The 25,116-nt window shown below is 37.6% G+C and carries 20 protein-coding genes; 12 read left to right on the forward strand and 8 right to left on the reverse strand.

The annotated features are described in order from the left end of the window. Positions 1 to 52 precede the first annotated feature (52 nt). Positions 53 to 1,579, forward strand: a complete 1,527-nt coding sequence (locus EHQ62_RS08955; RefSeq protein ID WP_244241709.1) for an LA_3751/LA_3752 family putative glycosyltransferase — start codon at positions 53 to 55, stop codon at positions 1,577 to 1,579. A gap of 44 nt (positions 1,580 to 1,623) precedes the next feature. Then, entirely contained in the window at positions 1,624 to 4,665 is a 3,042-nt protein-coding gene (locus EHQ62_RS08960) for a PAS domain S-box protein (RefSeq protein WP_135642026.1), read from the forward strand. 50 nt (positions 4,666 to 4,715) lie between these two features. Here EHQ62_RS08960 and EHQ62_RS08965 read toward each other — a convergent pair whose 3' ends face one another. The 5 genes from EHQ62_RS08965 to EHQ62_RS08985 all read right to left on the reverse strand — a co-directional run bounded on the left by EHQ62_RS08965 (position 4,716) and on the right by EHQ62_RS08985 (position 11,437). After that, positions 4,716 to 5,165 (reverse strand): hypothetical protein, encoded by a 450-nt coding sequence (locus EHQ62_RS08965; RefSeq protein WP_167482862.1) that lies wholly within the window; start codon positions 5,163 to 5,165, stop codon positions 4,716 to 4,718. A 17-nt stretch (positions 5,166 to 5,182) separates the two neighbouring features. Then, complete coding sequence (locus EHQ62_RS08970; RefSeq protein ID WP_135642030.1) at positions 5,183 to 5,971, reverse strand: SDR family NAD(P)-dependent oxidoreductase; 789 nt, start codon at positions 5,969 to 5,971, stop codon at positions 5,183 to 5,185. Between the two features lie 8 nt (positions 5,972 to 5,979). Next, positions 5,980 to 6,411 (reverse strand): DUF2141 domain-containing protein, encoded by a 432-nt coding sequence (locus EHQ62_RS08975; protein WP_135642032.1) that lies wholly within the window; start codon positions 6,409 to 6,411, stop codon positions 5,980 to 5,982. A gap of 98 nt (positions 6,412 to 6,509) precedes the next feature. Beyond that, positions 6,510 to 10,829 (reverse strand): efflux RND transporter permease subunit, encoded by a 4,320-nt coding sequence (locus EHQ62_RS08980; RefSeq protein WP_135642034.1) that lies wholly within the window; start codon positions 10,827 to 10,829, stop codon positions 6,510 to 6,512. Continuing rightward, positions 10,826 to 11,437, reverse strand: coding sequence for an RND family efflux transporter (locus EHQ62_RS08985; protein WP_135642036.1), 612 nt, complete (start codon positions 11,435 to 11,437; stop codon positions 10,826 to 10,828). Before EHQ62_RS08985 ends, EHQ62_RS08980 begins: the two co-directional genes overlap by 4 nt. Before the next feature lie 111 nt (positions 11,438 to 11,548). Between EHQ62_RS08985 and EHQ62_RS08990 the strand changes: the two genes are divergently transcribed. The 5 genes from EHQ62_RS08990 to EHQ62_RS09010 all read left to right on the forward strand — a co-directional run bounded on the left by EHQ62_RS08990 (position 11,549) and on the right by EHQ62_RS09010 (position 16,705). Continuing rightward, positions 11,549 to 12,193: a TetR/AcrR family transcriptional regulator gene (locus EHQ62_RS08990; RefSeq protein ID WP_135642038.1), complete on the forward strand. Its 645-nt coding sequence runs from the start codon at positions 11,549 to 11,551 to the stop codon at positions 12,191 to 12,193. 67 nt (positions 12,194 to 12,260) lie between these two features. Continuing rightward, the gene (locus EHQ62_RS08995) at positions 12,261 to 12,653 is read left to right on the forward strand and encodes a VOC family protein (protein WP_135642040.1); all 393 of its coding nucleotides are present in this window, start codon (positions 12,261 to 12,263) and stop codon (positions 12,651 to 12,653) included. A gap of 66 nt (positions 12,654 to 12,719) precedes the next feature. Then, the gene (locus tag EHQ62_RS09000; RefSeq protein ID WP_135642042.1) at positions 12,720 to 13,580 is read left to right on the forward strand and encodes an AraC family transcriptional regulator; all 861 of its coding nucleotides are present in this window, start codon (positions 12,720 to 12,722) and stop codon (positions 13,578 to 13,580) included. 236 nt (positions 13,581 to 13,816) lie between these two features. Beyond that, positions 13,817 to 15,397, forward strand: a complete 1,581-nt coding sequence (locus EHQ62_RS09005) for a methyl-accepting chemotaxis protein (RefSeq protein WP_135642044.1) — start codon at positions 13,817 to 13,819, stop codon at positions 15,395 to 15,397. A 114-nt stretch (positions 15,398 to 15,511) separates the two neighbouring features. Next, on the forward strand, positions 15,512 to 16,705 hold the full coding sequence (locus tag EHQ62_RS09010; RefSeq protein ID WP_135642045.1) for a diguanylate cyclase: 1,194 nt from the start codon (positions 15,512 to 15,514) through the stop codon (positions 16,703 to 16,705). A gap of 9 nt (positions 16,706 to 16,714) precedes the next feature. Here EHQ62_RS09010 and EHQ62_RS09015 read toward each other — a convergent pair whose 3' ends face one another. Continuing rightward, positions 16,715 to 17,065: a rhodanese-like domain-containing protein gene (locus tag EHQ62_RS09015; protein WP_135642047.1), complete on the reverse strand. Its 351-nt coding sequence runs from the start codon at positions 17,063 to 17,065 to the stop codon at positions 16,715 to 16,717. Between the two features lie 158 nt (positions 17,066 to 17,223). Between EHQ62_RS09015 and EHQ62_RS09020 the strand changes: the two genes are divergently transcribed. From EHQ62_RS09020 to msrA, 4 genes are all read left to right on the forward strand, one after another. Then, entirely contained in the window at positions 17,224 to 17,937 is a 714-nt protein-coding gene (locus EHQ62_RS09020; RefSeq protein ID WP_135642049.1) for an MBL fold metallo-hydrolase, read from the forward strand. Further along, the gene (locus EHQ62_RS09025; protein ID WP_135642051.1) at positions 17,934 to 18,299 is read left to right on the forward strand and encodes a TSUP family transporter; all 366 of its coding nucleotides are present in this window, start codon (positions 17,934 to 17,936) and stop codon (positions 18,297 to 18,299) included. Before EHQ62_RS09020 ends, EHQ62_RS09025 begins: the two co-directional genes overlap by 4 nt. A gap of 85 nt (positions 18,300 to 18,384) precedes the next feature. Further along, entirely contained in the window at positions 18,385 to 18,885 is a 501-nt protein-coding gene (locus tag EHQ62_RS09030) for a hypothetical protein (RefSeq protein WP_244241710.1), read from the forward strand. A gap of 54 nt (positions 18,886 to 18,939) precedes the next feature. Next, complete coding sequence (gene msrA / locus EHQ62_RS09035) at positions 18,940 to 19,617, forward strand: peptide-methionine (S)-S-oxide reductase MsrA (protein WP_244241711.1); 678 nt, start codon at positions 18,940 to 18,942, stop codon at positions 19,615 to 19,617. Here the strand turns inward: msrA and EHQ62_RS09040 are convergent. Next, positions 19,614 to 21,134, reverse strand: coding sequence for an HDOD domain-containing protein (locus EHQ62_RS09040; RefSeq protein ID WP_135642053.1), 1,521 nt, complete (start codon positions 21,132 to 21,134; stop codon positions 19,614 to 19,616). The genes msrA and EHQ62_RS09040 overlap by 4 nt on opposite strands. A 195-nt stretch (positions 21,135 to 21,329) precedes the next feature. After that, positions 21,330 to 21,953, reverse strand: coding sequence for a trimeric intracellular cation channel family protein (locus EHQ62_RS09045; RefSeq protein ID WP_135642055.1), 624 nt, complete (start codon positions 21,951 to 21,953; stop codon positions 21,330 to 21,332). Positions 21,954 to 22,042: 89 nt separating this feature from the next. Between EHQ62_RS09045 and EHQ62_RS09050 the strand changes: the two genes are divergently transcribed. Continuing rightward, positions 22,043 to 25,111, forward strand: a complete 3,069-nt coding sequence (locus EHQ62_RS09050; RefSeq protein WP_135642057.1) for a hypothetical protein — start codon at positions 22,043 to 22,045, stop codon at positions 25,109 to 25,111. Positions 25,112 to 25,116 lie beyond the last annotated feature (5 nt).

Genomic DNA, 25,116 nt, shown 5'->3' on the forward strand with positions numbered 1-25,116 from the left:
TAAATTTTTATCAAAACTAGTTTTCAATTTGTGATTGATAGGTGGAAAACCTATGCAGAATTTGTCTATGATTTCCTCAAAAAATCAGTCCCTTTCTTTGATCATTTCGATTTCTGCCCTATTATTACTGATACAATTTTTGATACGTGTAGATCTATTTTATATTTCCGACCCTCTCATCAAATGGATCCAAGTGGTCTCACTCTGGAATCAAAACTGGACAACAGAAAGTATACTTTTCCCTGCAAAGGATATGGATCCTTTGTTTTTGATGAGCCCCTTAAATGAAAATTTTGTTTTCCTTCACAAGGAACAACTCATCGGACAATACCCCATTGGTTTTACGTTTCTCTATTCTCTCCTTGGTCTTATCCAACACCAATACCTCCCCTACTTAAATTTTATTTATTTAGCACTTCTCATCCTTTTGATGACAAAAAATAAATTCCAAATTCCAGTCATATTATTTGCCATATTGGGAACCGTGATTTTTCCACTTTTGATTGATTTTAGCGAAAACGGTTTATTCATCCTTTTATCAGCTTACGGGTATTACTTTCTCTTCAAAGCATTTGAGACTGAAAGATCAAAATATTGGGTATTTGGGAACATTTTATTTGGATTGTCACTTTGGTTACGATTGGAAGGAATCCTTTTATTCATTGCTGTTCATTTGGCAATTTTTTCCATCGAAGTTGTAACCAATAAAAAATCGGTTTGGAAAATCCTCCACCCAATCCGATACTCCATTTTCAGCTTATTACTTTTTTCTTTTTTCCTTTGGAATGCCTACCGTTATTCGGATCCTCTTGGAACAAGGCACCTAACGAACTTTGGCCGGTTTGAAAAAACCATTCTGGATCAATTCCAAATTTTTTTATCAATCGTTTTCACATTCCCAAAAAAAGAAATTTGGACTTTAGGTTTTTTCCTTCAAAGTCCAATTTATTTGATGGCAATTCTCCATATGAAGAAAATGGATTTTAAAAACAAACCTTCACTTCGATTCCATTTGCTTTCCTCCATCATTTTTCTATTTTTTGTTGGAACCACATCACCTAACGATGGATTAACGTTAAATGGACGTTATCTTGCGAGTATGGTATTCCCACTCACTTACCTATTGAATGAGGTATTCAAAGACATCCAAAACCAAAAACTAAAATACTATTCTGTAATGGCTTGGACCGCACTATGTTCGATTTTAATTCTCATTGTATTTTATTTTTCCAGTAAAGAATTGAAAAAACTAAAAACTGAATTAACAAACTTTCAATCCAACTTGATTGTCACTACTAGTGAAGTTTTATCTGGAGGGTTTACACTCGATTTAATAGAAAAACAAGTGATTTGTGTGCGAAAAGATTTTCTTGTTCATTATTTTTATTATAATTTGAAACAAAACAATTTTCCTGAATTTTTACTCCTCAACTTAAAAAAAGAAACAAGTATGAGTGAAGAGGAAATAGATTCCTACCACGCATTGCTAAACGGATCAATTTCAAATGGATATGAATGCAAACCCGCTTCGGAATCGGCAAAAATCAAGAGCCAAAAATGCATTCATAAGAATTTTTAAGTTGAAGCTTTGGCTTTTCTTGGAATACTTATGAACCGTAGGCTATGGAAACAGACAGTGGCATCACTTTAGAGGAGGCAAAGGCAAAAATTAAGTATCTAGAGTCTCTTCTGAGGGAAAAAGAAGAGAACACCTACAGAACCTTTTTTGAAGAAGATGAAGATGCCGTTGTAATCCTTGATTTGGAAACTCAACTTTTCATTGATTGTAATGTCAAACTCACTTCCCTCTTAGGATTTACAAAAACCGAGTTACAAAAGCTTTCCGTTTTTGATATCAGTCCAAAATACCAACCAAATGGACAACCTTCCGAAACCTTAGCCGTAAAATACATAGAAGATGGTTTTAAATTTGGAAACGTAAAGTTTGATTGGATCCATTTGAATCGAGAAGGTGAAGAAATCCCTTGCGAGGTCAAACTTCATAATTACGTCGGAAAAGATGGAAAACGTTTTGCCAAAGGTGTGCTACAAAAAAAAGACACACTTGTTGAACTCAGAAACAAACTAAACCAAAAAGAAAAATTATTAGAAAAGGTAACCAAAACATTACCCGCAATCATTTATATCCAAGACCTAGCCACTGACGAGTTTTTATACTTAAACAATAGCATTGAAAGTTTTTTGGGTTTTGAAGTCGAACCCATTCTTACTTATGACTACTTAATCAAAAACATACTTCACCCTGATGACCTTCACCTCATCGATGCTCACGCAAAAAAAATGGTAGAAGAAAAAAATACAGAAATTTATGTATTAGACTTTCGTGTTTTCCATCAAAATGGGAATGTCCATTGGTTTCGTGTTTGGGAAACCAATTTTTCATTTAATGTTGATGGAATCCCAACAGAAGTGTTAGGTGTAGCACAGGACATCACAGCATCCAAAACAATAGAGTTACAATTAAAAAAACAAAATGAACTGAGTGAAGAAATTCGAAGGATTTCAAAATCAGGTGTATGGGAATGGAATGTTGAAACAAACCAAATGTATTGGACACCGGACCTATACTACTTATTGAAAGTTGAACCAAACCAATTTAAACCAAACATTCAATCCTTAATTAATTTTTTTGCAAATGGCTGTAAGGAAAAGTTGGTGGATTCGTTAGTCAATGCAGAAAAAGAGAAGATACCATTCGACTTAGAACTAGAAATTCTGAGTGAACCTAATTTTTGGGTGAGAGTGCAAGGCAAAGCAATCCAATCAGAAACAAACGGAATCGTTATCATCGGAAGTATTGAAGATATAGATGATTCACGAAAAAAAAGAATAGCACTTTTAGAAAATGAAGCTCGTTTCCACAAAGTAGCAAACCAAACGGGGCTTATCATCTACGATTATGATATCAATCTCAATCAAATAGAATGGGATGGTGCCATCAAATCAGTACTCGGTTATGAAATCGAAGAATTTAATCACTTAGATATCGAAGGTTGGCTAAATTTGATTCACCCCGACGATAGAATGTTTACAAAGGAATTACTGGCAGATGCCATTGGAACGAGAAGTCCTTACCATGCCTTCTATCGACTTCGAAAAAAAGACAATTCATACATTCCGATCGAAGACAGGGGAACTTTTATTAGCAATGATATTACAGGTTCCAATCGACAAGTGGGTGTTTTAGAAAATGTATCTGCAAAATATGAATTCGAATTAAAATTACAAAGTAAAGAAGAACGATTCCGTAATTTTTATAATTTTGCAAGTGAAGCCATCATCATCACAGATGGAGATATGATTTTAGATGCGAACCTCGCATTCAAAAAATTATTCGGTTACGATTTTATACACCATTTATCCGTAAAAGAAATTATTGCCGATCCATTGTGGAATGGAATCGATAACAAAGACAAAATTTTTTCACTAGAAGGAATCAAAAAAGACGGAACTTTAATTCCTATCCAAGTGAACAAAAAAGAAATAGAGGAAGGTAAGTTCATTATTTCTTTTATTGACTTAACTTTGATTAATGAAGCTGAATCAATTAAGCAAGCACTAAAAGAAATTCAAGAAAAAAACAATTTAATCATTACCCAAAAAATGGAATTAGAGAAGACAATCGAAGAATTAAAGTTAACTCAATCACAATTAATTCTAAACGAAAAAATGGCTTCCTTAGGACAATTGATCGCAGGCATTGCTCATGAAATCAATAATCCAATGGGAGCTATCAAAGCATCAAGCCAACTCATCTTAGAAAATATTAAAAACCAAATCTTAAATCAAGAAAAAATCATCCAACTGCTCGCAAATAAACCTTTTGAAAAAAGGAAATTGTTTTTTAAATGGATGTCTGAGTCATTTGAAAAAAGAAACCAATTACATGGTTCAGAAGCAAGAAAACAAAAAAAACTGATCCAAGAAAAATTGGAATCCTTGGGTTGTAGAGATCCTGAATTCGTTTCGGAAGAAGTTGTGGATGCTGGTGTGCAACTTGGACTTCCGATCATTGAACATCTTTGCCATGAAGAGGATTTTTTAGATTTTTTCAATTACGGAATCCAGTACATTCATACTTCACAAAACTTAAACTCTATTTTAGAATCGATCCAAAGAGTATCCAAGATTCTTTATGCGTTAAAAAACTTTTCACATTTCGACAAAAAAGGAAACAAAATCAATACTGATTTGATCGCGAATATTGAAACAGTTTTAATTTTATATAATAGCCAAATGAAAAATGGAATCAAGATTATTCGTGACTATCCGGACTCACGTCTGTTCATCGATTGTTTTCCAGATGATTTGATTCAAGTTTGGACAAATTTAATTTTTAATGCAATCCAAGCAATGTCCTACAAAGGTACATTAACGATTTCCATTCTATCGGAAACTGATCCTATTACAAAACGAAACTGGGCAAAAATTAATATCGCTGATACAGGATCTGGAATTCCAGATTCAATTAAAGATCGAATCTTTGAACCTTTTTTTACAACAAAGGAGTTAGGGGAAGGAAGTGGACTCGGTTTGGATATCGTTCGCCGAGTCGTACAGAAACATGATGGGAAAATTGAAGTTTTTTCAAAACCAGGAAATACAATTTTTACAATCATTTTACCAGTTTCAACCAACTCATGATTTAAATGACTTCATCTAACACATAACACTGGTTGATTGATAAAAATCCATCACTCAACCCTTCCTTCTTCAGCAAGCAAAGTCTCTGCAACCTTCCATGAAAGAGCGATCTCATTCCACGTTCTGAACCCACGATAAAATTTACTTTTTTTAACAGCGGGACCACCTTCTTTCATTGCCCTTTCATGTTCCAAGGAATACACAAACTGATCCAAGGCAGATTCGTTTTTCCAAACTGTCATTGTCCATGCTCGATTCCCAAAAATTTCCCGACGGATGGCACCACCCAAATACCCTTCATTCTGGTCTAATTTTGATCTAACAGACGATACCCGGTCCCAGAAGATAGACCGTATCGAATACGAACCTTCAATTTCAACTTCGGTGATCGCAATGACAACTGAGGAATCATTTGAAAGCATTGCATTCTTCGGATTTATATTTTTTTGGAAAGGTGTTGCAATCGTACAATATGAAAACCAATTCAAAAATGTAATCATGATCAAATATCCAATTTTCATCCTTTGCCCCCAAAAACCATCTGTCCCATGATTTGTTTTAAAACAAAAGTCCTAAGGTTTCTTGGTAAAGTGATTAGAGAATAACCAAGGAATTTTGATAAAAAACCAGGCCGAACTGTCACAGTTTTTCCTAATTGGCTCAGCACTTCCTTTGCAATTCCGTCTGGTGATTGTGCATTTCCCATGGTCATCCCAGCTCGATCTGCAAAATTCGTTTTTACAGGACCTGGAGCTACAGAGATTACATCGATTCCTTTATTTTTATATTCTCCTGATATTGCCTCCGCAAAACTTTGAATAAATGCTTTGGTTGCGGCATAAGTAGATGTCCAAGGGACTCCCTGAAAACCAACCAAGGAGCCAAACAATACTAATCCTCTTGGAGTATTATCTTTTCGATTTTGAATGAATTGGTGACAAATTTGAACAACCGACCTGCAATTGACATCAACCATCCTTAGTTCTGATTCTAAATCCAAGGTATGAAATTGGCCACCAGTACCATACCCTGCTGCTAAAACTACCAAACCATAGTCTTTCGTTTTCAAACCTTCAACCAAATCTTTTATGTCCGAATTTTTACTTAAGTCTTTTGAATTTACCTCCACTTGAACTTTATACTTTGATTCAAGATCACTTTTGATCTCATTCAAACGTCGAAGATCACGTGCGATTAAGGTTAAAGAATATCCATGTTTTGCCAATTCATATGCAAAATCTTTTCCGATTCCACTACTAGCGCCTGTTATAAGAGCAGATGATTTATATTTTCTAATTCCTTTCATATGATTGCCTATTGATTCAGTTTGATTTGAATATTTAAATTTGATTTTAGAAAAAATGCAGATTCATCAAAGGTAGGTGGGCCGAAGGGATGCATTGGTGCATCCTTTGAAACACCCCAAGGTTCTTTTGGAAATCCAACAAAGGTAGTTTCCATTTTCCCGTTTGCATTTAAATCCTCCAAAACAGAAACAGCATACAATTTTGATTGAAGACCCTTAAAATTGCAGATGGTTTTTTGCTCGTTTGATTCGACACCTAACACTCTCATGACAGCTTTTTTCTCTTCCGACGGAAATCCATCCTGTGAAATAAAGATTCCACAACGAATCACAGATTGTTTTGATTTACGATTCAGAATTTCCACTTCTAAATCCAAAGCATGCACTGATAAAACTGGCAGCAAAAGCACGAACCATAAATATTTTTTTAAACCTTCCATTCCAACACTCCCTTTTATAGTCACTGTCTACAATATAGACATTGACTACTTTTGCATACAAATGAATCTATTGTCAAACTATTATTTTAATTTCTTTCTTAGTAAGAGATTCCCATCACACTCCGGAATCGAATGATGCGTTCCAATAAATCCAATTGACTCATCTCAAACCTATCTTTTTCTTCTGAATAAAGGATCTCTGCATCGATCCATGAATTGATGTTTGTTTTTCCAAATTTTACACGTTCGTATTCTTTCTTGGATGCAAATTTTGATTTATTAACATTTGTTTGCCGAGTTAAAACCTCTTGTTTTTTCAGTTTCATCATGGCCAATGAGTCTTCTTTTTCAATTTGAAGTGCCCTGATTAAATCCAAGAACTCCTCTTTTGTTGAACGTATTTCGGATTCTGTTTCTTCTTCTTTTACTTTTCGTAATCCACCATCAAATGGATTCATTGTGATCCCCAATGACACTTGTGCCCAATTATCTGTACTAAACTGGTTATTGTTTAGATAAATATAATTTCCTTTTGCGATTACTTTCGGTAACGCTTCGTACTCAATTGATTTTTTCTTTTCTTGTAATGCCAAAAGTTTTTTTCTTATTGCGGTTAACTCCAATCGTTCTGGTATTTCAGATTCATCCTCGGATATAGATATCTCTTCATACGCCGGGAGAGGTCCAATGGTTATTTCCTCATCGATTCCCAAATTCCTACGCAATGATAAAATAGAAATTTTTTCTTTTTCACTTAGCTCATCTAAAGAGAGTTTTGCTTGGGTTATTGCCTGCTCAATTCGGAAAATTTCACTTTCTGTTACTTGGCCTAATGCGTATAACCTACGTAATTCGCCTAACCTTACTGAAAAATTTTGTTTTAATTCAGTTAGATTTTGTCTTTTGACTTTGACACGATGTACTGTCAAAAAAGAAAGTAAAGCTTCCGCTTGAGATGTTTCTTTGGCACGAAACGATAATAATTTCTGGGATTCTTCAGAATAATCTAGAGCCTTTGAAACTGCAAACCAGTTTGCTGGATCAAATAAGGTTTGTTGCACTTCTATCCCGGAATACCAATAACTTGGATTCACACCTGCGACAATGGGAATAGCAGCATTTGGAAATAAAGTTTTGTTTCTATCTACATGTTCTATCGATAAACCAAGTTTCGGATAATATACAGCTCTATTTAATTTTTCCTTTTCAAGATTTTTTCGTTTCCACTCTTCCCAAGCAAGTTTCACACGCGGTGATTCCTCTGCTAATTTTACCGTATCTTTCCAAGAAAGCACCAACGGCTCTGCGGATAGTTGATGTAAGTTTGAGAACAGTAGGATGATAAATAAGAAAAATGGGAAAAGTTTTTTTATCATCTTTGGTTTTTTACTTTTTTCTTTTGTTTGGGTCTTCGTTTGAAACAAAAGATAAGTAGCCGAAGGTATCACAAATAAAGTTAAAAATGTGGAACCGAGTAGGCCAGAAATCATGGTCCAAGCAAATGGTGGCCATAACGTTGCATCCGTGATGGTTAACGGAAACAGTCCGGCAACAGTAGTTAGAGTGGTGAGTAAAATTGGCCTGATCCGTTTCGAAATCGAATACTGTATGGCTTCACTCAGAGGCATCCCTTCTCTTATCGCATTACTCATATAATCTAAGAGTAAAATCCCGTTATTCACAACGATACCAACCAGTGCAAAGATCCCGAGTAATGATAAAAATCCAAATGGTTTCCCTGAGAGTAATAGTCCGGGAACAACTCCAATCATGGTAAGTGGGACAGTTAAAAGGATCACCCCTACTTTTTTCCAACTCCCAAACTCAAATAGTAAAAATGAAATCAGTATCATCATTCCAAGTGGCGCTACTGCAACCAATGATTGATTCGCATTTCCAGATTCTGCTTCTTCCCCACCAAATTCCCACTGAACCGAATGAGGTAATGATACAAATTTTAGTTTTTGATTGATGAGCTTCGTGACTTCGATTGCAGAATATCCGTTTTCCAATTCTGCGTAAATGCTAGCGCCTGTTTGTCGATTTTTTTTATATAGATAAGCAGGTTCCCATACTACTGCTAAATGAGAGACCGATTCTAACTTTACATTCTCCGTACGAGTGGAAAAAATATAATTTTTGTCAATTGAGTCAGAACTAAGATTGGATGTATCAGAAGTTCGTATCTTAATTGGAATTGGTTTTTCACCTGCTCGGTAATATCCCAATGGGATTCCATTTGTTTGCGCAAGGATGGAGAGTGTCACTTCCGACCTAGAAGTTTTGTATCTCGTCAAGGTGGCATCATCATTTTGCCAATGTAACACCGGTATTCCGATACTCAAATCTGCCCGAACATCTTTAATTCCAGGGATTTCATATAAAGTTTTTAAAATTCTTTGATTGGCCATTTCCAAATCGGTATGATCTTCACTAAAAAATCGAATTTCGATTGGAGCCTTTACTGGTGGCCCTTGTTTGAGTTCCAATAACACTGCATTTCCCATGTGCAGTTTCTGGTCCAAAATGTTTTGAAAGTCTTTTTTGAATGAATCTTTTTCACGGATGTCATTAAAATTTAAAATAAATTGAGCTACATTCGGACTGTTTGGTGATTGGTTAAGGTTATAATAAAATAATGGAACAGAACGACCTACAAAAACAATTACAGATTTTAACCGTTTGTCAGCACTTAACCAAGATTCAATTTGATATGCCAATCGGTTTGTTTCTAAAATATCTGTACCTTCAGGCATTCGTACATCAAGGATGAGTTGGTCTCTATCTGCATCAGGAAAAAATTTTTTGGGAAGGTATAAAAAACCGATAATCGAAATTAAAAATAGAATACTTACAAAAAAAAGAATCTTTTTTGCATGGAAAGGGATAAAAATTCCAATCTTTTCAGAAACCCTTTCGTATAAACTGAGTTTAGCTGGTTTATTCTTTCGTAATACCTGCATTCCCAATATTGGAGTCACGAGTAAAGCAAAGAAAAAACTAACAGTGAGTGTGATCATATTGATGATTGGAATTGCTCTTGTAAAATCTGCAGAATTTCCACTAGACCCAAGTAAAGGGATAAAGGAAGCCAATGTTGTTCCTGTTGCACTCAATAATGGGAAACTCAAGTGTTGGATTGTTTCAATGGTTGAATTTAGAATTTCTTGGCCTTCGTCAATCTTTTCCTGAATACTTTCTAAAATGACAATGACATTATCAATTAAAAGACCTAATGCCATAACAAATGCTGCAATGGAAATTTGATGTAAAACCCCACCAAACATTCCGTAAATACCTAGGCTGATTATGGCAATCACAGGCACTATCATTGCGGAAAGAATTCCCATACGTAGCCCCATCATCACAACTAACACGAATGCGACGATAAAGATACCTGAAACTAAATTAAAACCCAATTCACGGAGTCTAGTTTTCACATAATTCGGTTGTGAATTGATAATCTTTACAGTTACCTTTGGATGATTCTTTTGCCATTCATCAATCTTATTACCAATTGATTCCCCAAATGAAATTAGATTGATATCCTTTTTGGCAATGATGCCAAGTCCAAGAGCATTTTTTCCATTTGCCCTCATGATTTCGGTGACAGGAAATTTTGGTTTTTTTGAGACATTGGCCAACTCTGAAAAATTGATGATTTGTCCTCCCGGCAGTGGGATTGGAAACAAAGAAAACGTTGAGAGATCGCGAAACCAGCCGTCCGATTGCACCATTACCTTTTTACCATCTATCGCCAAAGCTCCAGGCGCAATATTATGATTATTGGATTGGATCCAATCCATCATCAATCTGAGCGAAATGCCTTTCTCTTCTAATCTTTGTTTTGTGATTAAAATTTCAATTTCTTCTTCTGGATCTGCCAAACGGTTGATTTTTGAAACCGAGTTAATTTTCATTAAATCTGTTTTCAGTGATTCAGTTTCTGATTTAAGAAAAAGAATGTCCTCCGAACCTGTTATAGAAATCAAAATGGCTTCTTGTTCTGTCACCCTTCGATTTAAATCCCAAGGCAACAAACCATTTGGGTATTTCGATTCTGTACGTTTGATTGTATCTTCTATTCTTTTCCAAGCATCATTAATTTCTTGTTCAGTTCCCATTTGATCGTTCAAACGAATTTCTGCGATCATCACTTCAGGCCGAACCCGAATTTCTAAGTTTGCAATAGAAGGAACTTCAGCCAATGCCTCCTCAGTTGGTAAGATCACAAGTCGATGAATGGTCTCAACGGAAGCTCCAGGGTAAATCATTTTCAGAACACCAAATCGCTCTTTTAATCTAGGGTCTTCTTCACGTGGCATGATTAAAAATTCAAGGATCCCTAGGAAAAACAAAAATGTAAAAATAGTCAGTAATAAACTTTTACGTTGGATCACAAAATTTGCAAAGTTCATAAATTCACCTTCACAGACATTCCATCCACCAATTCACCTAATCTTGAAATGACGAGAATATCACCTAACATTAAATCGCCAACAACAAGCGCTTGGTTCTCTTTGATTCCTATTACTTCGACATTTAGTCGAATGGCTTTACCATCTACGACTCGGTATACAGATTGATATTTTCCAAATGGAGAATAAATGGTATTGAGAGGGATTTTATATCCAAAACTTTGTTTGGTATAAAAAACAGCTTCCAGTTGCGAAGAATCAATCCAACCTTCAGGAAATGTAAAATTACTGGTGAATGAATCATTTTTGTAATGAAGATTTACCACAAATGTTTGGGCATTCACATACGGTAGTTTGAGTTGGATTTTACTTGGTTTATGAAGTTGGATCAAATGGATCGAGTTAGGTTCAAATTCCAAATGGTATAAATTTTTTTCTTTATTTTTTACTACCCTACCCCTAACCGAAATCTCCCTTATGGGGAACTGAGATTTTAGCTCATAACCTTTTGTTTGTAATTCGGATTTCGATTCCCTTTGGGATGGCCCACAAAAAAATAGCAAATTACCAATGAAAAGGATCATCAAAATAGCAGACCAGGGCATCATAAAACCTCTTTATGTAGGCAGAGACTACATAAATGTAGACTACGTCTACTTTCTGGAGTTTTGTCAACAGAAAAAAGTAGACAATATCTATATTTGGAATTTTCTAATCACATGATCCAAGAAAGGCGAAAGGTAAAAAAAGGTTACCACCACGGAAATTTGAGGGAAGCCATACTAAATGAATCCATTTTATGGATTCGGAAAAAAGGTGTAGAATCACTTAGCCTACGAGAAATAGCGAAAAAAATTGGTGTGACCCATTCTGCACCCAACAAACATTTTGCGAAAAAGGAAACCTTACTTGCGAGTTTGATTGAAATGGGATTTGAACAGTTCAAACAAGCCCTTATCGAAGGGAAAAAGGACATTATCAAAAACCCAAAAGAGGCGTTTATCGGAATGGGGATTGCTTATGTAAAGTTTGCCAATGAAAATCCCGAAATTTATCGTTTGATGTTTTCCAATCATATCGATGACATTTCAGCTTATCCCGCTTGTGAAAAAGCTGGTTTTGAGGCATTCGAAGTTTTATTATCAACTGTGATCCTCCTACAAGAAAAAGGGATCATCAAAAAAGGGGACCCAAAAGAGATATCGTACTTAATATGGTCATTTACCCATGGTTATGTGATGCTACAACTGGATAAGAGACTCAGTGGCATTGAATCAAAACAGAAACAACCAATGACAAAAGGTTATGAAGCTACCCTTTTTGAAAATATGATGAACCATATGGGACTCGGACTTTTAACGTAAAAATCGCAAAAACGATCCAATATTCATTCTGCTCCTTCTGTATAATGTACAATAGAAAGGAGAAAAAATGAAATTCCAAAATATCCAAACTGGGATCATCACTGATCAAATAAACGAAACCAAAGAATTCTACCAAACTTGGTTGGGATTAGATGTGAAATTTGAAACCGATTGGTTTGTATTATTATGTTTGCCGAATCGTAAGGAAATTGAAGTTGCGATTATGGCACCTAACCAACCGCAAGTACGAAAACCATATTTCCAAAAACCCTATCAAAAATCTGGAATCTGGTTTATCTTTGAGACAAAAGATATCCAAAATCTTTATTTAGATATGAAAAGAAAAAATGCCCCTATCGACCTAGAGCTAATCGAAGAAGAATGGGGGGATGTCCATTTCACATTGATTGACCCAAATGGAATTGGAATTGACATCGTCCAAGAAAGAAACCTTTCCTAAAAAATAGAAAGACAAGGAACCTAAGGCTTTCCTATATTTGTATGATTACAAATAGGAAAGTCTTTTGTGCCGAAGAAACCAAACTTATACCCAATTTGGAACCAATTGGAATCAAAACTGGAAAATCCAGTTGGGTTAAACCAAATTGCTTTTTTTACAGGTTATAGTGACTGGCATTTTCATAGAGTCTTTAAATCCATCCAAGGTGAAAATCTAAAACAGTACATCAGAAGGTTACGATTAGAGAAAGCTGCTTATGAATTAAAAATTACAGAATACCCAGTCATAGAAATTGCCTTGGAAGCGGGTTATTTATCACAGGAAGCCTTTACAAAGGCATTTAAACGGGTGATTGGTTTCACACCTTCCGATTTTCGCAAACGATACCAAAACCATAAAAAGAAAACTAAATCAAATCATCTAACTATGCCAGACGGTGTTTCAAAACATGGTTTTCAGATCAAAACAATCACGTCATTTCCCATTGTCTATATTCGCCACATCGGAAACTACGAAGAATTACCTGGACCAATTCCAGAAGCAAAAGAAGTGAAAGAGATCCAAAGCCTTCTTGGCAAATGGAAATCCACTTGGCCAAAACACAAATGGATTGGGATTTGCCAAGACGATCCAGAAATTTCTCCAAAAGGAAAAATCCGGTTTGATTTGGGTATTACCATGGCTCCAAGCCCACAACCTTTACCAATTGGATTTGGCCTGCAAACCATAACAGGTGGTAGGTATTTACAAATCCGTTACCAAGGGAAATATGAAACCTTGCCGAAGATTTATGATTGGATTTTGAATGAATATTGTACAAAGAACGCAATTCAGTTACGGAATCTACCTCCATGGGAATGTTACTTAAACCCATTTGAAATGAGTGAAGGGAAACGGATCACCGATATCTACCTTCCTATCCAATGACATCGACTCTCATTGGTACCATCGAAACTCATATCGAGTTACGTGTGAAAATGAATCAACGAGAATCAATTTGATTCGAAAGAATAAGAATCCAAGTGAACTTTCAAAAAGACCAATGGTGAATGATTCTTTTCGTTCGGAATTTTGAAAATTGGTTCGTCAAATTCTCAATGTAAGGTATACAAAGGCCCTTCACACCTAACCTAGTGAGATGGGTGAGAAAAGGAGACTAGGAAATGTCCCAAGAAAATACGGAAATTAGCAAATTTGAAAGGACCATGTTCCGACGTGGTATCTCCCTAATTGTTCTGACGAAGTATGGTTTGGGAGTCATTTTCCTCTTAGGTGTTGCCTCGAATTATTCGACAAAGAGTTTTATCCCAAATTTAATCGGTTCATTGATCTTCATTCTAAATGCAGTCGTCGCAGGTTATTTTCTAAAAAAAGAAAAAGATATTTCAAAATTATATGCCCGCTCCATCATTCTCATCGACTTACTCATCATTTTATGTTTTTTCTATCTGGACATTTATAATAACTACACGAAAGGTGATGCCAGTAACACGTTGAGTACGGGAATTTTTTACATTATCTTTGTTTTCATTTCGATTTATGCAAGTTTCTTATTTGATATCAAACTCATCCTAAGTGTTGGGATCATTTCCACGATTGTTTACATCGGAGGGATCTTTTTATCTCATAAGTTGGGAGCTCAGTTCATCCCAAAACCTTTCCCTGAAATGATTCGAGCCAATCACATTATCGTAACTACCGAAATCCAAAAGGTGATTTTTTATTTTGGAGTGGTATTTAGCTTACGATATGTTGTTTCTCTAATGCGCGATATGCAAAATGATTTAAAGTCTAAACTACAAGAAAGTTTGGAAAAACAATTTTTTATTTCCAAGAAATCGAGCCAATTGGAGAAATCAGCCAACACTCTTGCACAATCAGTCGAAAAATTACAATCCATGTCTGATGAATTGCACAACCAGTCCCAAAACCAAGCAGCATCTGTCGAAGAAATTTCCGCATCCGTGGAAGAGTTATCCTCATCCGCAGTTAGTTCAGCCAACCTAGTGGAAGACCAAGTAACACGAGTTAAAATAGTCGACCAAAACTTTTTATCACTCCAAAACTTAAGTGAAAGTGTAAAAGCAAAAACTGTACAAATTGCAAAAGACGTGAGCCATTCAGCTGATTTTAGCAAAAAAGTAAAAACCTCTTCAGAAGAACTAAATTCTATTTATTCAGAGCTCAACCAAGCATTCTCAAAAGTAGAAGAGATCAACCAAATGATGTCGGAAATTGCGGACCAAACCAATTTGCTTGCATTAAATGCATCCATCGAAGCGGCACGTGCGGGTGAACATGGACGAGGATTTGCAGTTGTCGCCCAAGAAGTTGCCAAACTTGCAGAAAGGTCCCAATCCAATGCCGGAACCATTGCAAAAATTGTGAAAGAGGCAGGCTTAAAAATCAACGAAGGGACACGATATTCAAAGGAAGTTAAGGCCCAAGTTGAAAACCAAAATGGTGAATTGTTACGAATCGAAAGTGAAATCTTGAGCTTGGAAGGGCATGTGAACGAACAAGAAGTACTCAATTTAAAATTGAGAGATACTTTTTCCGAACTCCATGTACTTTCCGAACAAATTGGTGTGATTGCACAAGAACAAATGTCTGGCAGTAAAGAAATCAACCATGCCATAACTGTCATCGATGAAACCACTCAAAAATTAGCAGATTCCGTACAACTTCTCTATGAAGAGATAGGCGAAATTCATACCCAAGCCAAACAACTGCATCTCAATTAGGGATTTAGATGAAATTGAATTCAGTTCTATCTTAAAACCTGTCTTTACAATTCTGAATCCCACTAGAATTTTGGGTAATTGGCAATAAATTTCTTACACTAGTGTATTCAGGCAATGTTAACATCCAAAACCTCTAACGGGCCGATGAATGGCCGCCGTATCGAAGATACGATCATGGACCTTTTAGAAGAGGATCCTACAAACGAAGGAATCCTGCTTCAAAAAATCCAATCACATCATGCTCATGATGAATCACACATTTATGCAAACCTTCTCAAAGTCCTCACCTCGCTTGACATACCTGAATCAGAAGCGAAAGAAATTTGGGATGAAGTGAGTGCCAATCAGACCAAACTTTCGAATTGCTTGGGACGTGAGGTTGGATTCCGAGTGGCCTTACTCGACTATTTCATCAATCATAACCAAAAAATTGAAAACCCAAAAATCATTGAAATCCGCTTATTTGCAGAAACGGAAAAACTGATTTTGGTGGATGAACTCACAAGATTGTACAATCGCAGGCATTTTGAAACTGCCTTAGTGAGAGAATTCAAACAAGCCTCAAGATACAACCAAAACCTATCCTTACTTGTCATCGACATTGATGATTTCAAAAAAATCAATGATACCTATGGCCACTTGATGGGTGATGAAATTCTGAAACAAGTTGCCGGCAAAATATCCACAAGTTTACGAATGGAAGACACTGCATGCCGAATCGGTGGAGAAGAATTTGCCATTATCTTTCCGCAGTCTAACGAAGAACAGGCGATGAAGGCTGGAGAAAAATTATTACAAGCATGTAGAACCATTCAAATCAGTGGGAAACCCGTGACCATCAGTGGTGGGCTTGTTTCCTATCCCGATAAGGCAAAACGATGTGAAGAGATGTATGATTTAGCAGACCGAGCTTTGTATTCAGCAAAGGATTCTGGGAAAAATCAAATTGTGGCTTTTTCCAATGAAAAACGAAGCAGTTTACGTTTTGATGCCAATTTAGAATTGTATTGCGTTTTGCCTGACAAAACAATCCGTTCCATTTCGAAAAATATCTCCATCACGGGGATTGCATTTGAAACAGAAGATGATTTGAATTTAAATGATTCCATTCCCGTTGTCTTAAAGGAAGTTGATTCCCAACATGAAATCAATGCTAAAATCAAAGTGGTGCGGAAACAAAAACTGAGTGGTAAAATATTTAGTGTAGGTGCAGAGTTTGTTGAACTTTCCAGTGAATCCCAAGGCAAACTTTCTGATCTTTACTTACTACACCAATTTAAAGCGAAAGCTCCCATTGGCGTAGTATGATACTTTTGATTATGGTGTAGGCATATCCACGAGACCACCCGCATTCACCACAGCTGAGTAACCGCTATAATTCAAAATTTGTTTTGCACGTTCACTGCGTGCACCAGAACGACAATATACAATAATTTTAGATTGTTTGTTTTTCAATTGTGAAAGTTCCGAAGGTAAAACATCCACAGGAATGTTGATTGCTCCAGGGAAATGGCCCTCAGCATATTCCGATTTAGTCCTTACATCCACAACAACCGCACCTTCTTTGATCCATTCTGACACCATTTGTTTATCTCCTTTGGATTGAATTCGTTTCACAAAAACAAAGAGGAATCCTACGATGACTCCCACGATGATCCATGTTTTCATAATTACCTCTTTTTTCCAATTTCTCCTTGCCTTAAATTACGTCAAGAAAACTATATACCATAGGGGGTATAGTATACTACCCGAAACACTAAACTTTGGAACTCGAATGCTTAAAAATCCAGGTTGAATTCCAAAAAAAGCTGAGGTAAAAGAGTATTATGGTGATTCAGAAAACGAATGATATCGAAATCAAACCACTGTATGATACTGAGTCGGGGACTTGGACATACCTACTCCTAGACAAGGAATCGAAACAATCGGTCCTGATCGACCCCGTGTTAGAAAAATTAGAACGTGACCTTTCCTACATCCAAGGTATGGGATACGAACTAGCGGCCACCATAGAAACTCATATGCATGCAGACCACATCACTGCGGCAGGGGAATTAAGAGACAAAACAGGTTGTGATTCCTATGCACCTGAATCATCTGGAGCCATTTGTGCGACCCATTTTTTGCAAGATGGTGATACCATCCAAATTGGTAAACTCCAACTAAAGACCATTCATACCCCAGGGCATACACCTTGTTCCATTTCACTCGTTCTCAATGAAACGTATGTGTTTACAGGAGATGCTTTATTTGTTCGAGGTTGCGGTCGGACCGACTTCCAAGGTGGGAGTTCAGATTCTCTTTATGAATCCATAACCAAAAAGTTATTCCAATTGCCAGAAGAAACAATTGTTTTCCCTGGTCATGACTATAGAGGTTTCGTTTATTCAACGATAGGTGAAGAAAAAAAATGGAACCCTCGGATCGCAAACAAAACCTTAGAAGAGTTTAAGTCCATCATGGATAACCTAAACCTACCTGAACCAAAAAAAATTCATGAAGCAGTGCCTGCCAATCGTGCCTGTGGGAAGGTTGTATGAGTTTAGGAATTTTGTTTTTAATTTTAGGAGTTGGCGCTGGGATCTTAGGTGGACTTGTTGGGATCGGTGGAGGGATTTTACTTGTTCCTGCACTGGTATATTTTTTTGATTTTAACCAAAAATTAGCACAAGGCACAACACTTGCGGCCATGGTTCCACCTATTGGGATTGTAGCAGCTTACATTTATTATACGAGAGGAGAAACAAATTTATTTGCTGCTGCCCTTATCAGTGTTGGTTTTATTTTAGGAAGTATTTTTGGTGCAGGGGCCGCCTCTAAAATTGACACCACTTTACTCTCTCGATTTTTTGGAATTTTTACCGTGATCGTCGGTTTAAAAATGGTTTTTTTCCCTAAATAAATTCCCGAAAAATATGTTTGCAGAAGGATAGAGTTTCTTTTTCCATTCAATCGTGTTCGGTTTTTATTTTGCACTGCTATGGTTTTTGACTCGTTTGTTGGCTTATGGAATCCAATGGCCTGAGGTTCTCACTCCCCCACTGCAATTTTTATTTTGGTGGAATTTGGTTTTCACTTCCCTTTGGTTATTTCTCATCCTCGTGGTTGTTGTGGGTTTTCTTGGAGTCTTACTCCGCATTCCCGTATTGGGCATTTTTTTACAAGGGATCAGAAACCAAGTGGCAGAGGTGGGTTGGTTTTCTTTTTTCAAAAACCGAACCTTAGTTTGGTTAACAAGTCAAACTTTGATTTTGTGTGGAACTTACTTTTTTACCTATCACCCCAACAGGGAAAACCAAGTCTTATTTTTATGTGTAACCGCTGTTTTGCTTGGCTATTGGATCAAACAAAGGTTTCACAAACCAATGGTTCAATTTTCTGGTAACAACAAAATGTTTGTATACCACAGCGGGATGCGATCCTCTGGAATTGGTAGAGAAGAGATACCTACTGAAAAAGATGTCACCCCTCATGGGGACAAAAAATAAAGTCCAACAGAAAGAAAAAACATCCAATCCTTAGATCAGTTTTATCTAAGGAATATGATGACGCGAAAATCCACCAAACAAACCAAAACCCAATTCCTCTTTGCCTTCATTTTGTTTTATGTTTCTCTATTTGGGAATTGTGGATTTGGTGCCAAAGGGAATGCGGAAACAAAACAAATCCCCCTCGTTCCCAAATCAGGTCAAAAAATGGCAGTGTTTGCAGAGGGTTGTTTTTGGTGTTCGGAACATATTTTTGAATCCATTCCAGGTGTACTTGATGTGGTTTCTGGTTATGCAGGTGGGCATACAGAAAATCCAACCTATGATTCTGTGAACACAGAGACAACGGGCCATGCGGAATCTGTACTTGTGGTGTATGATCCCACCAAAATCAATTATGAAGAACTGTGTAGGGTTTTCTTTTTATCACATGATCCAACAACCATAGACCGGCAAGGTCCGGATGTTGGTTCTTCGTATCGCTCCATCTTGTTTTACCAAACAGAGGAAGAATTCCAAATTGCGAAACGAATCAAAATAGAAATTGAGTCCAAAAAAATTTGGGATGCTCCCATTGTTACTGAAATCAAACCAATTGCTAAGTTTTACCAAGCGGAAGGATACCATCAGGACTTTATCAAACACAACCCCAACCAGTCCTATGTGCAAGCCGTATCACTTCCAAGGTACTTTGAATTCCAAAAACGTTATGAAAAATACAAACGAAACTAATAAGAAGAAAATTGTTCTTTGATTTTCGTTCGGAAGGAATCAAACTCCGATTTCGATTGGAATTTACAAACCTTCAATACTTCCGATGGAATCTCGGATGATTTTGCTTCTTTTGAATTGATGGCGATCATCATATCACTTAAGTAAATCGGGTAGATGATATCAGTATAAACTTCGTCAACAAGTAATGGCCTGTGATGGTATTCCATTGCTTTTGTATAAAGGATTGGGAATCCCCATTTTTCTCCAACCATAGCACCTAACTTTGAATGCGTGATACCTATCGCAGACTCTTCCATACTGATGGTAGAAGCAATTTCTCTTGTAGTAGAAAAGGTTTTAATTTTATTCATATGATCTTTATCAAAAGACAATAACAGAATTTCACCAATATCATGTAACAAAGAAGCAGCGATCAAATTGCTTAGGTCTGACTTATTCATACCCATTCTTTGTCCAATTGATTTACAATAAAAAGCCGATTCGTTGGACTTTTCCCAAATTGCGGTAAATGCAGGGAATTTATCTTCTAACATTTGCTTTGTAGCAAGACTGTATAATAATGTTTGGAGTTCTTTTAAACCAATGAGTTGGATTGCACGGTCCAAACTTTCTACCTTTCCTCCCCTTCGGAAGGCAGCCGAATTGGAAAGTTTTAATATGTTGGCAGATAGGGCGATATCACGTTTGATCATTTCGGCAATGGTACCAATACTGGAGTTTGGTTTGTCGATGGCGTCTTGGATATCTTTAATAGATTTAGGGAATGTAGGTAGGTGGTCTATTTGAGAAACAATATGATCAATTTTTTCTAATTGGATGTTTTCTTTTGAAACTTTTGCGGGTATATCGATCATAAAAACGGTTTTGTTTTCACCCGATTCAAATTTAAACGCAGAATCCCCTAAACCGTCATTTCGTAACATCATGAGAGTCATGATAAGGCCTAAACCTGCACCTTCTTGTTCATTCGACATGTCCATAAAGGCATCTGCCAAATCATTATACGTTTTTGCTTTTGAAATCCTTTCTTTGATTCGATCCGCTTCGATCTCAGTGAGTTGCACATTATTCATGATACGAATTCGCATCAAACTTCTATTATGTATGAAAGAAACAAAGACTCCGTAATTATTTTTTTGTAAGGACTCTTCTATCTCATCACGGTTGGCAAGATAGGTAGATTTAAATTCATTGATGATCGATTCGTATTCTTTTTCATTTGCGATATCAGTTGCATTGTTTTTAAAAAATACTCGTTTTGCATTTGCCTTTATTGCATTGGTTACCGTCTCTTTCATTGCAGCGAGAACTGAATCTCTAACAATGATTAAATCCAATTGCAATAAAAATCGATCTAAGATTTGGAATAATGTATTTTCAACTTCATCCGTGATTTGAAAAAATTTAAAGTGAAATGGCGCATTCTCCACAATGGGATGGTTGATGTCTTCGATATTGGTGTGAAGACCAAGTTCCCGTTTGAATTCTAATGCAACTGCTTTTGGACTCGCCATAAAACCTCATTGATTCATCTGAGGGGAAATCCCTAATCAATTTTATTGGATGGTTCCTCTCAAGGCACCATCCAATGCCATGATTTAAGAATTGCAAGCGTTTAACAGGAAAAAGATGGGGGAAGAAATTTTGTGACAAGTACTGAAAAAATCATTCGGTTTTTCACTAAATTCGCCACAAATTTGTACAAGATTTTAGAAGATTTTAAGTTTTGGTAATCCTAAGTTGAATCGAACTGCGACCAATCGGATGCAGACAACAAGACTCGCTGATACAATTAAATTTAAATTCGCTTGGCATTCCCATTCATTTAAAACCAGATACAAAACAGATCCCGCCAAACACGCAGTAGCGTATATCTCTTTCCGAAAGATAAATGGCACTTCATTCATAAGTGTATCTCGGATGACTCCACCAAAAATCGCTGAGATCATACCAAGTAATGCGGATGCAAATGCATTCACTCCATGGTCAAGTGCGATCCTTGTGCCAAGTACGGTATAAATTCCAATCCCCAAAGTATCAAATAAGAAGAGTTCGTTCCGTAGTTTTGTAACAACCTTAGGCAATAAAATCACGAGTAAAAAACCCACAAAGATAGCCCATAAAATGTTTTCATCTTTTACCCAAGAAACGGGGTAATTGCCAAGAGTGATGTCCCGGAGTGTACCCCCACCGATGGCTGTGATGAACCCCGTAAAAAAGACACTAAATACATCGTGGTGGTGTTCCTTGTGTTCGAGGGCGGCTGTTGCTCCTGAGATGGTAAATACCATGATCCCGGCAAGGCCAATGTAGTAAGAAAAGCTAAATTCCATGTGTTTTTTCTGATTTTCTCCGATTCATTGGAAAGAAACTGACAAGAAAGTCCCCCTTCCCTTGTTATCATAAGTAGAGAGTTCTCCCTATGTTAGCAAAATATATTAGAATCGCAACATTCTTTATCATTTTACTCACAGAGGCATGCATTCCCAAAATTTCCAAAAGTTTCATGCAATCGGTTTCCGATTTTTTACAATTGCGAAGCCTTTTGAACACTGGACCCTTCCAAATCTCTGTGCGAGTGTCTGGACTACTCGGTTCGGGTTTAGTCCTCAATCTGAATTCGGGAAGGGAAACCATCACAGTCAATGCCGATGGGACTTTCCAATTTAGCACACCCTTTACCACAGGCCAGGATTTTAATTTGGCCATCCAAACCCAACCCATTTTGCCAAATCAGACATGTTCGGTGAGCGGTGGCACTGGAGTTGTTGGGTATGGAAATATCAATACGATCATTGTCAACTGTGACCCGCTTCGTTATACGTTAGGTGGAACTATCATAGGACTTGATGGAATTGGATTCACTCTCACAAACTCTTATGATGGATCCACTTTACCAGTGGCAGTCGCTTCTGGAACATTTGCTTTTACACAAACCTACGAAGCGGGCACTCCATATAACGTCACTGTTGCCACACAACCAAACCACCCTGTGCAAAACTGTATCATTACCAATGGGTCCAATACTTTCCCTGCCAACAATGTGACAACGATCGCGATCAATTGTACATCGACTGCATTCCCTATTGAAATCACAGCCATAGGGATTGCATCTGGAAGTTTGACACTTAGCAATAATGGAAGCGAAACACTTGTCATCTCATCGGATGGGTTACATCGTTTCCCTACCAATTTAGCTCCTTCGAGTACATACAATGTTCAAATTGTTTCGGCGCCTTTAGACCACCAATGTGTATTGAGTTCCACTTCCGGCACAATTGCGGGAACCGTTTCCATCCAAGCGAATTGTTTTACTGTCATCTTACAAGATTCGACTCCTCGGAATGGGGGGATTCTATTACCCACCGAATCTTTACGATTGGTCTTTACTGCGGAGGTGAACGCTAGTAGCTGTGTGGGTTCGACAGGGACCTTAGCGAGTACCTCCCTTGCCTTACCCGTACAATTTGCACTTGCCACTACCAATTTTACCAATGATACTTTGGTTGTGACCCCTGCGCCAACCGATAGTTGGCAATCCGGGCATAGAAGCCTAACTCTCAATTGTCTCACCAATTTAGGAGCTGTTCCACTTTCGACAACCACCACTTTACTTTACCTCATCCCATCAAATATCCGCTATGTGGCAGATGTCGGAGGGGATGATTGGAATGATGGTTTAACGGCTTTAACACCAAAACGAAATATCCAAGAAGGGATCAATAGTTTTGGAGGATGCCCTAGCGGAGACTGTGCAGTCCTTGTGGCACAAGGTTCTTATGACCCCGCTTACGCTGGAGGTCTCATCCAATTGGAATCTGGTGTGTCAATTTTCGGCAGTTATGAACCTGGATTTACCGAGTGGAGGCCACAAGATAAGGATTCCACAATTTTAATGGATACAGCACCAGCCTACTGCGCTGGCTCAACAGTTACTAATCCATGTACTTCTATCGCAGCAGATGTTACGGTTACGGCTCCTACCGTGGTATCAGGATTTCGTTTGCAAAATGGAGTTTCTGCTCCTTATATGGCGAACGTCTTTTTGAACGGAACTAGTAATGTCCGCTTGATCGACAATCAAATCGTCGCAGGCACTGGCATAGATCGTTCCTATGGAGTCCTTGCCATCAATAGCAGCCCTTACTTAGTTCTCAATCAAATCACGGGCGGAGGTTGTACGAATTCTGGTTGCATCACTTCTGCTGTATCATTATCTTCCACAGTCATGGTCTCTCCAATCCTCATTGGAAATGTGATCACAGCAGGGGATACTTCGATATCGGATGCTTCTTCAAAAGCCTTTGATTATACAGGGACCTCGGGAATGAATGTTTCAAACATTCGTCAGAACGAATTCCGAGGTTTCGATTTACCAACCGTAGGAACTACCAATTGGAATATTACGTTTGACGTTGCAGGAACTGCATCCACTGGAGTATTAGCGGGGAATCTTTTTGTCCAAGGGAATGCAAACCGATCGTATGGGATTCGCTTCCAAGCAGCCAATACGATCCAAATTGGTTCCTTGGTCTCCGGGAATGTGATCACCGGGAATTCTAATGCCACAACCGAAAGCGCTGGGATTCGTTTGATTTCTGGTACCATCGTAAGAGGGAATTCGATCAGTATTGGCAGAACCGAGAACACCAGTGGCTTTACGGCTTTTACTTATGGAATTTTGATTCAAAGTGGTGGAACAGCGACCATTGAATACAATGCGATCACGGGTGGAAGTGCAATCTCCTCCAGTGTTACCGCTTCGCTGATTGGCATCCAAGCCTCTGGATTAAATGCCACATCTTCGATCTCAAGAAATTATATCAGGATGGGTACTGCAACTGGCCTCGCTTCCACATCAGTCACTGGCATCCACCTAATTTCTCCACTATCACTCCTTGTATCAAACAACCTAATCCAAAATGGTTCCAGTAGTGTCTATGCGAGAGGGATCTTTATCTCAGGAGCATTTAATCCCCTTCGGATCTTTCACAATACAGTGAATAGTGGTGTATCGAGTGTTGTCGGAAATGAATCTGCGATCCACATTGATTCTGGATCCGGAATGCTCTTCGAAAACAATATCCTACTTCTCAATACAAATGCCGGAAACAACGTTTGTTTGCGCAACGTTGGATTGGCTCAAGGTTCCATACGCTCCAATGTCTTTCATAACTGTAATAATTTAGTATTCCAATCCTTGGTTTACTACACCGATATTTGCGCAGGAGGAGTCCCTGGAAGTTTAGGTTGTATCACTCCATTAGGTCTTGCTCCCAACTTTGGTGAAAATTTGAACTTAAATCCCAACTTAGTTTCTCCCTTTGGAGTTGTGGCCTCGTACATCCCGACAGCGGCCACTTCTTGCCAAATTACGAGAGCAACTAACAATATCTTGGCTGATAGTTTTAATGGGATCGGAACAAGGCCCGGTGGAGATGGAGCCGTATCGATTGGAGCCATCGAATACGACTTACCTTGCACCCCTTAATCCGT

This window comes from Leptospira jelokensis (assembly GCF_004769635.1).
Taxonomy (GTDB): domain Bacteria; phylum Spirochaetota; class Leptospiria; order Leptospirales; family Leptospiraceae; genus Leptospira_A; species Leptospira_A jelokensis.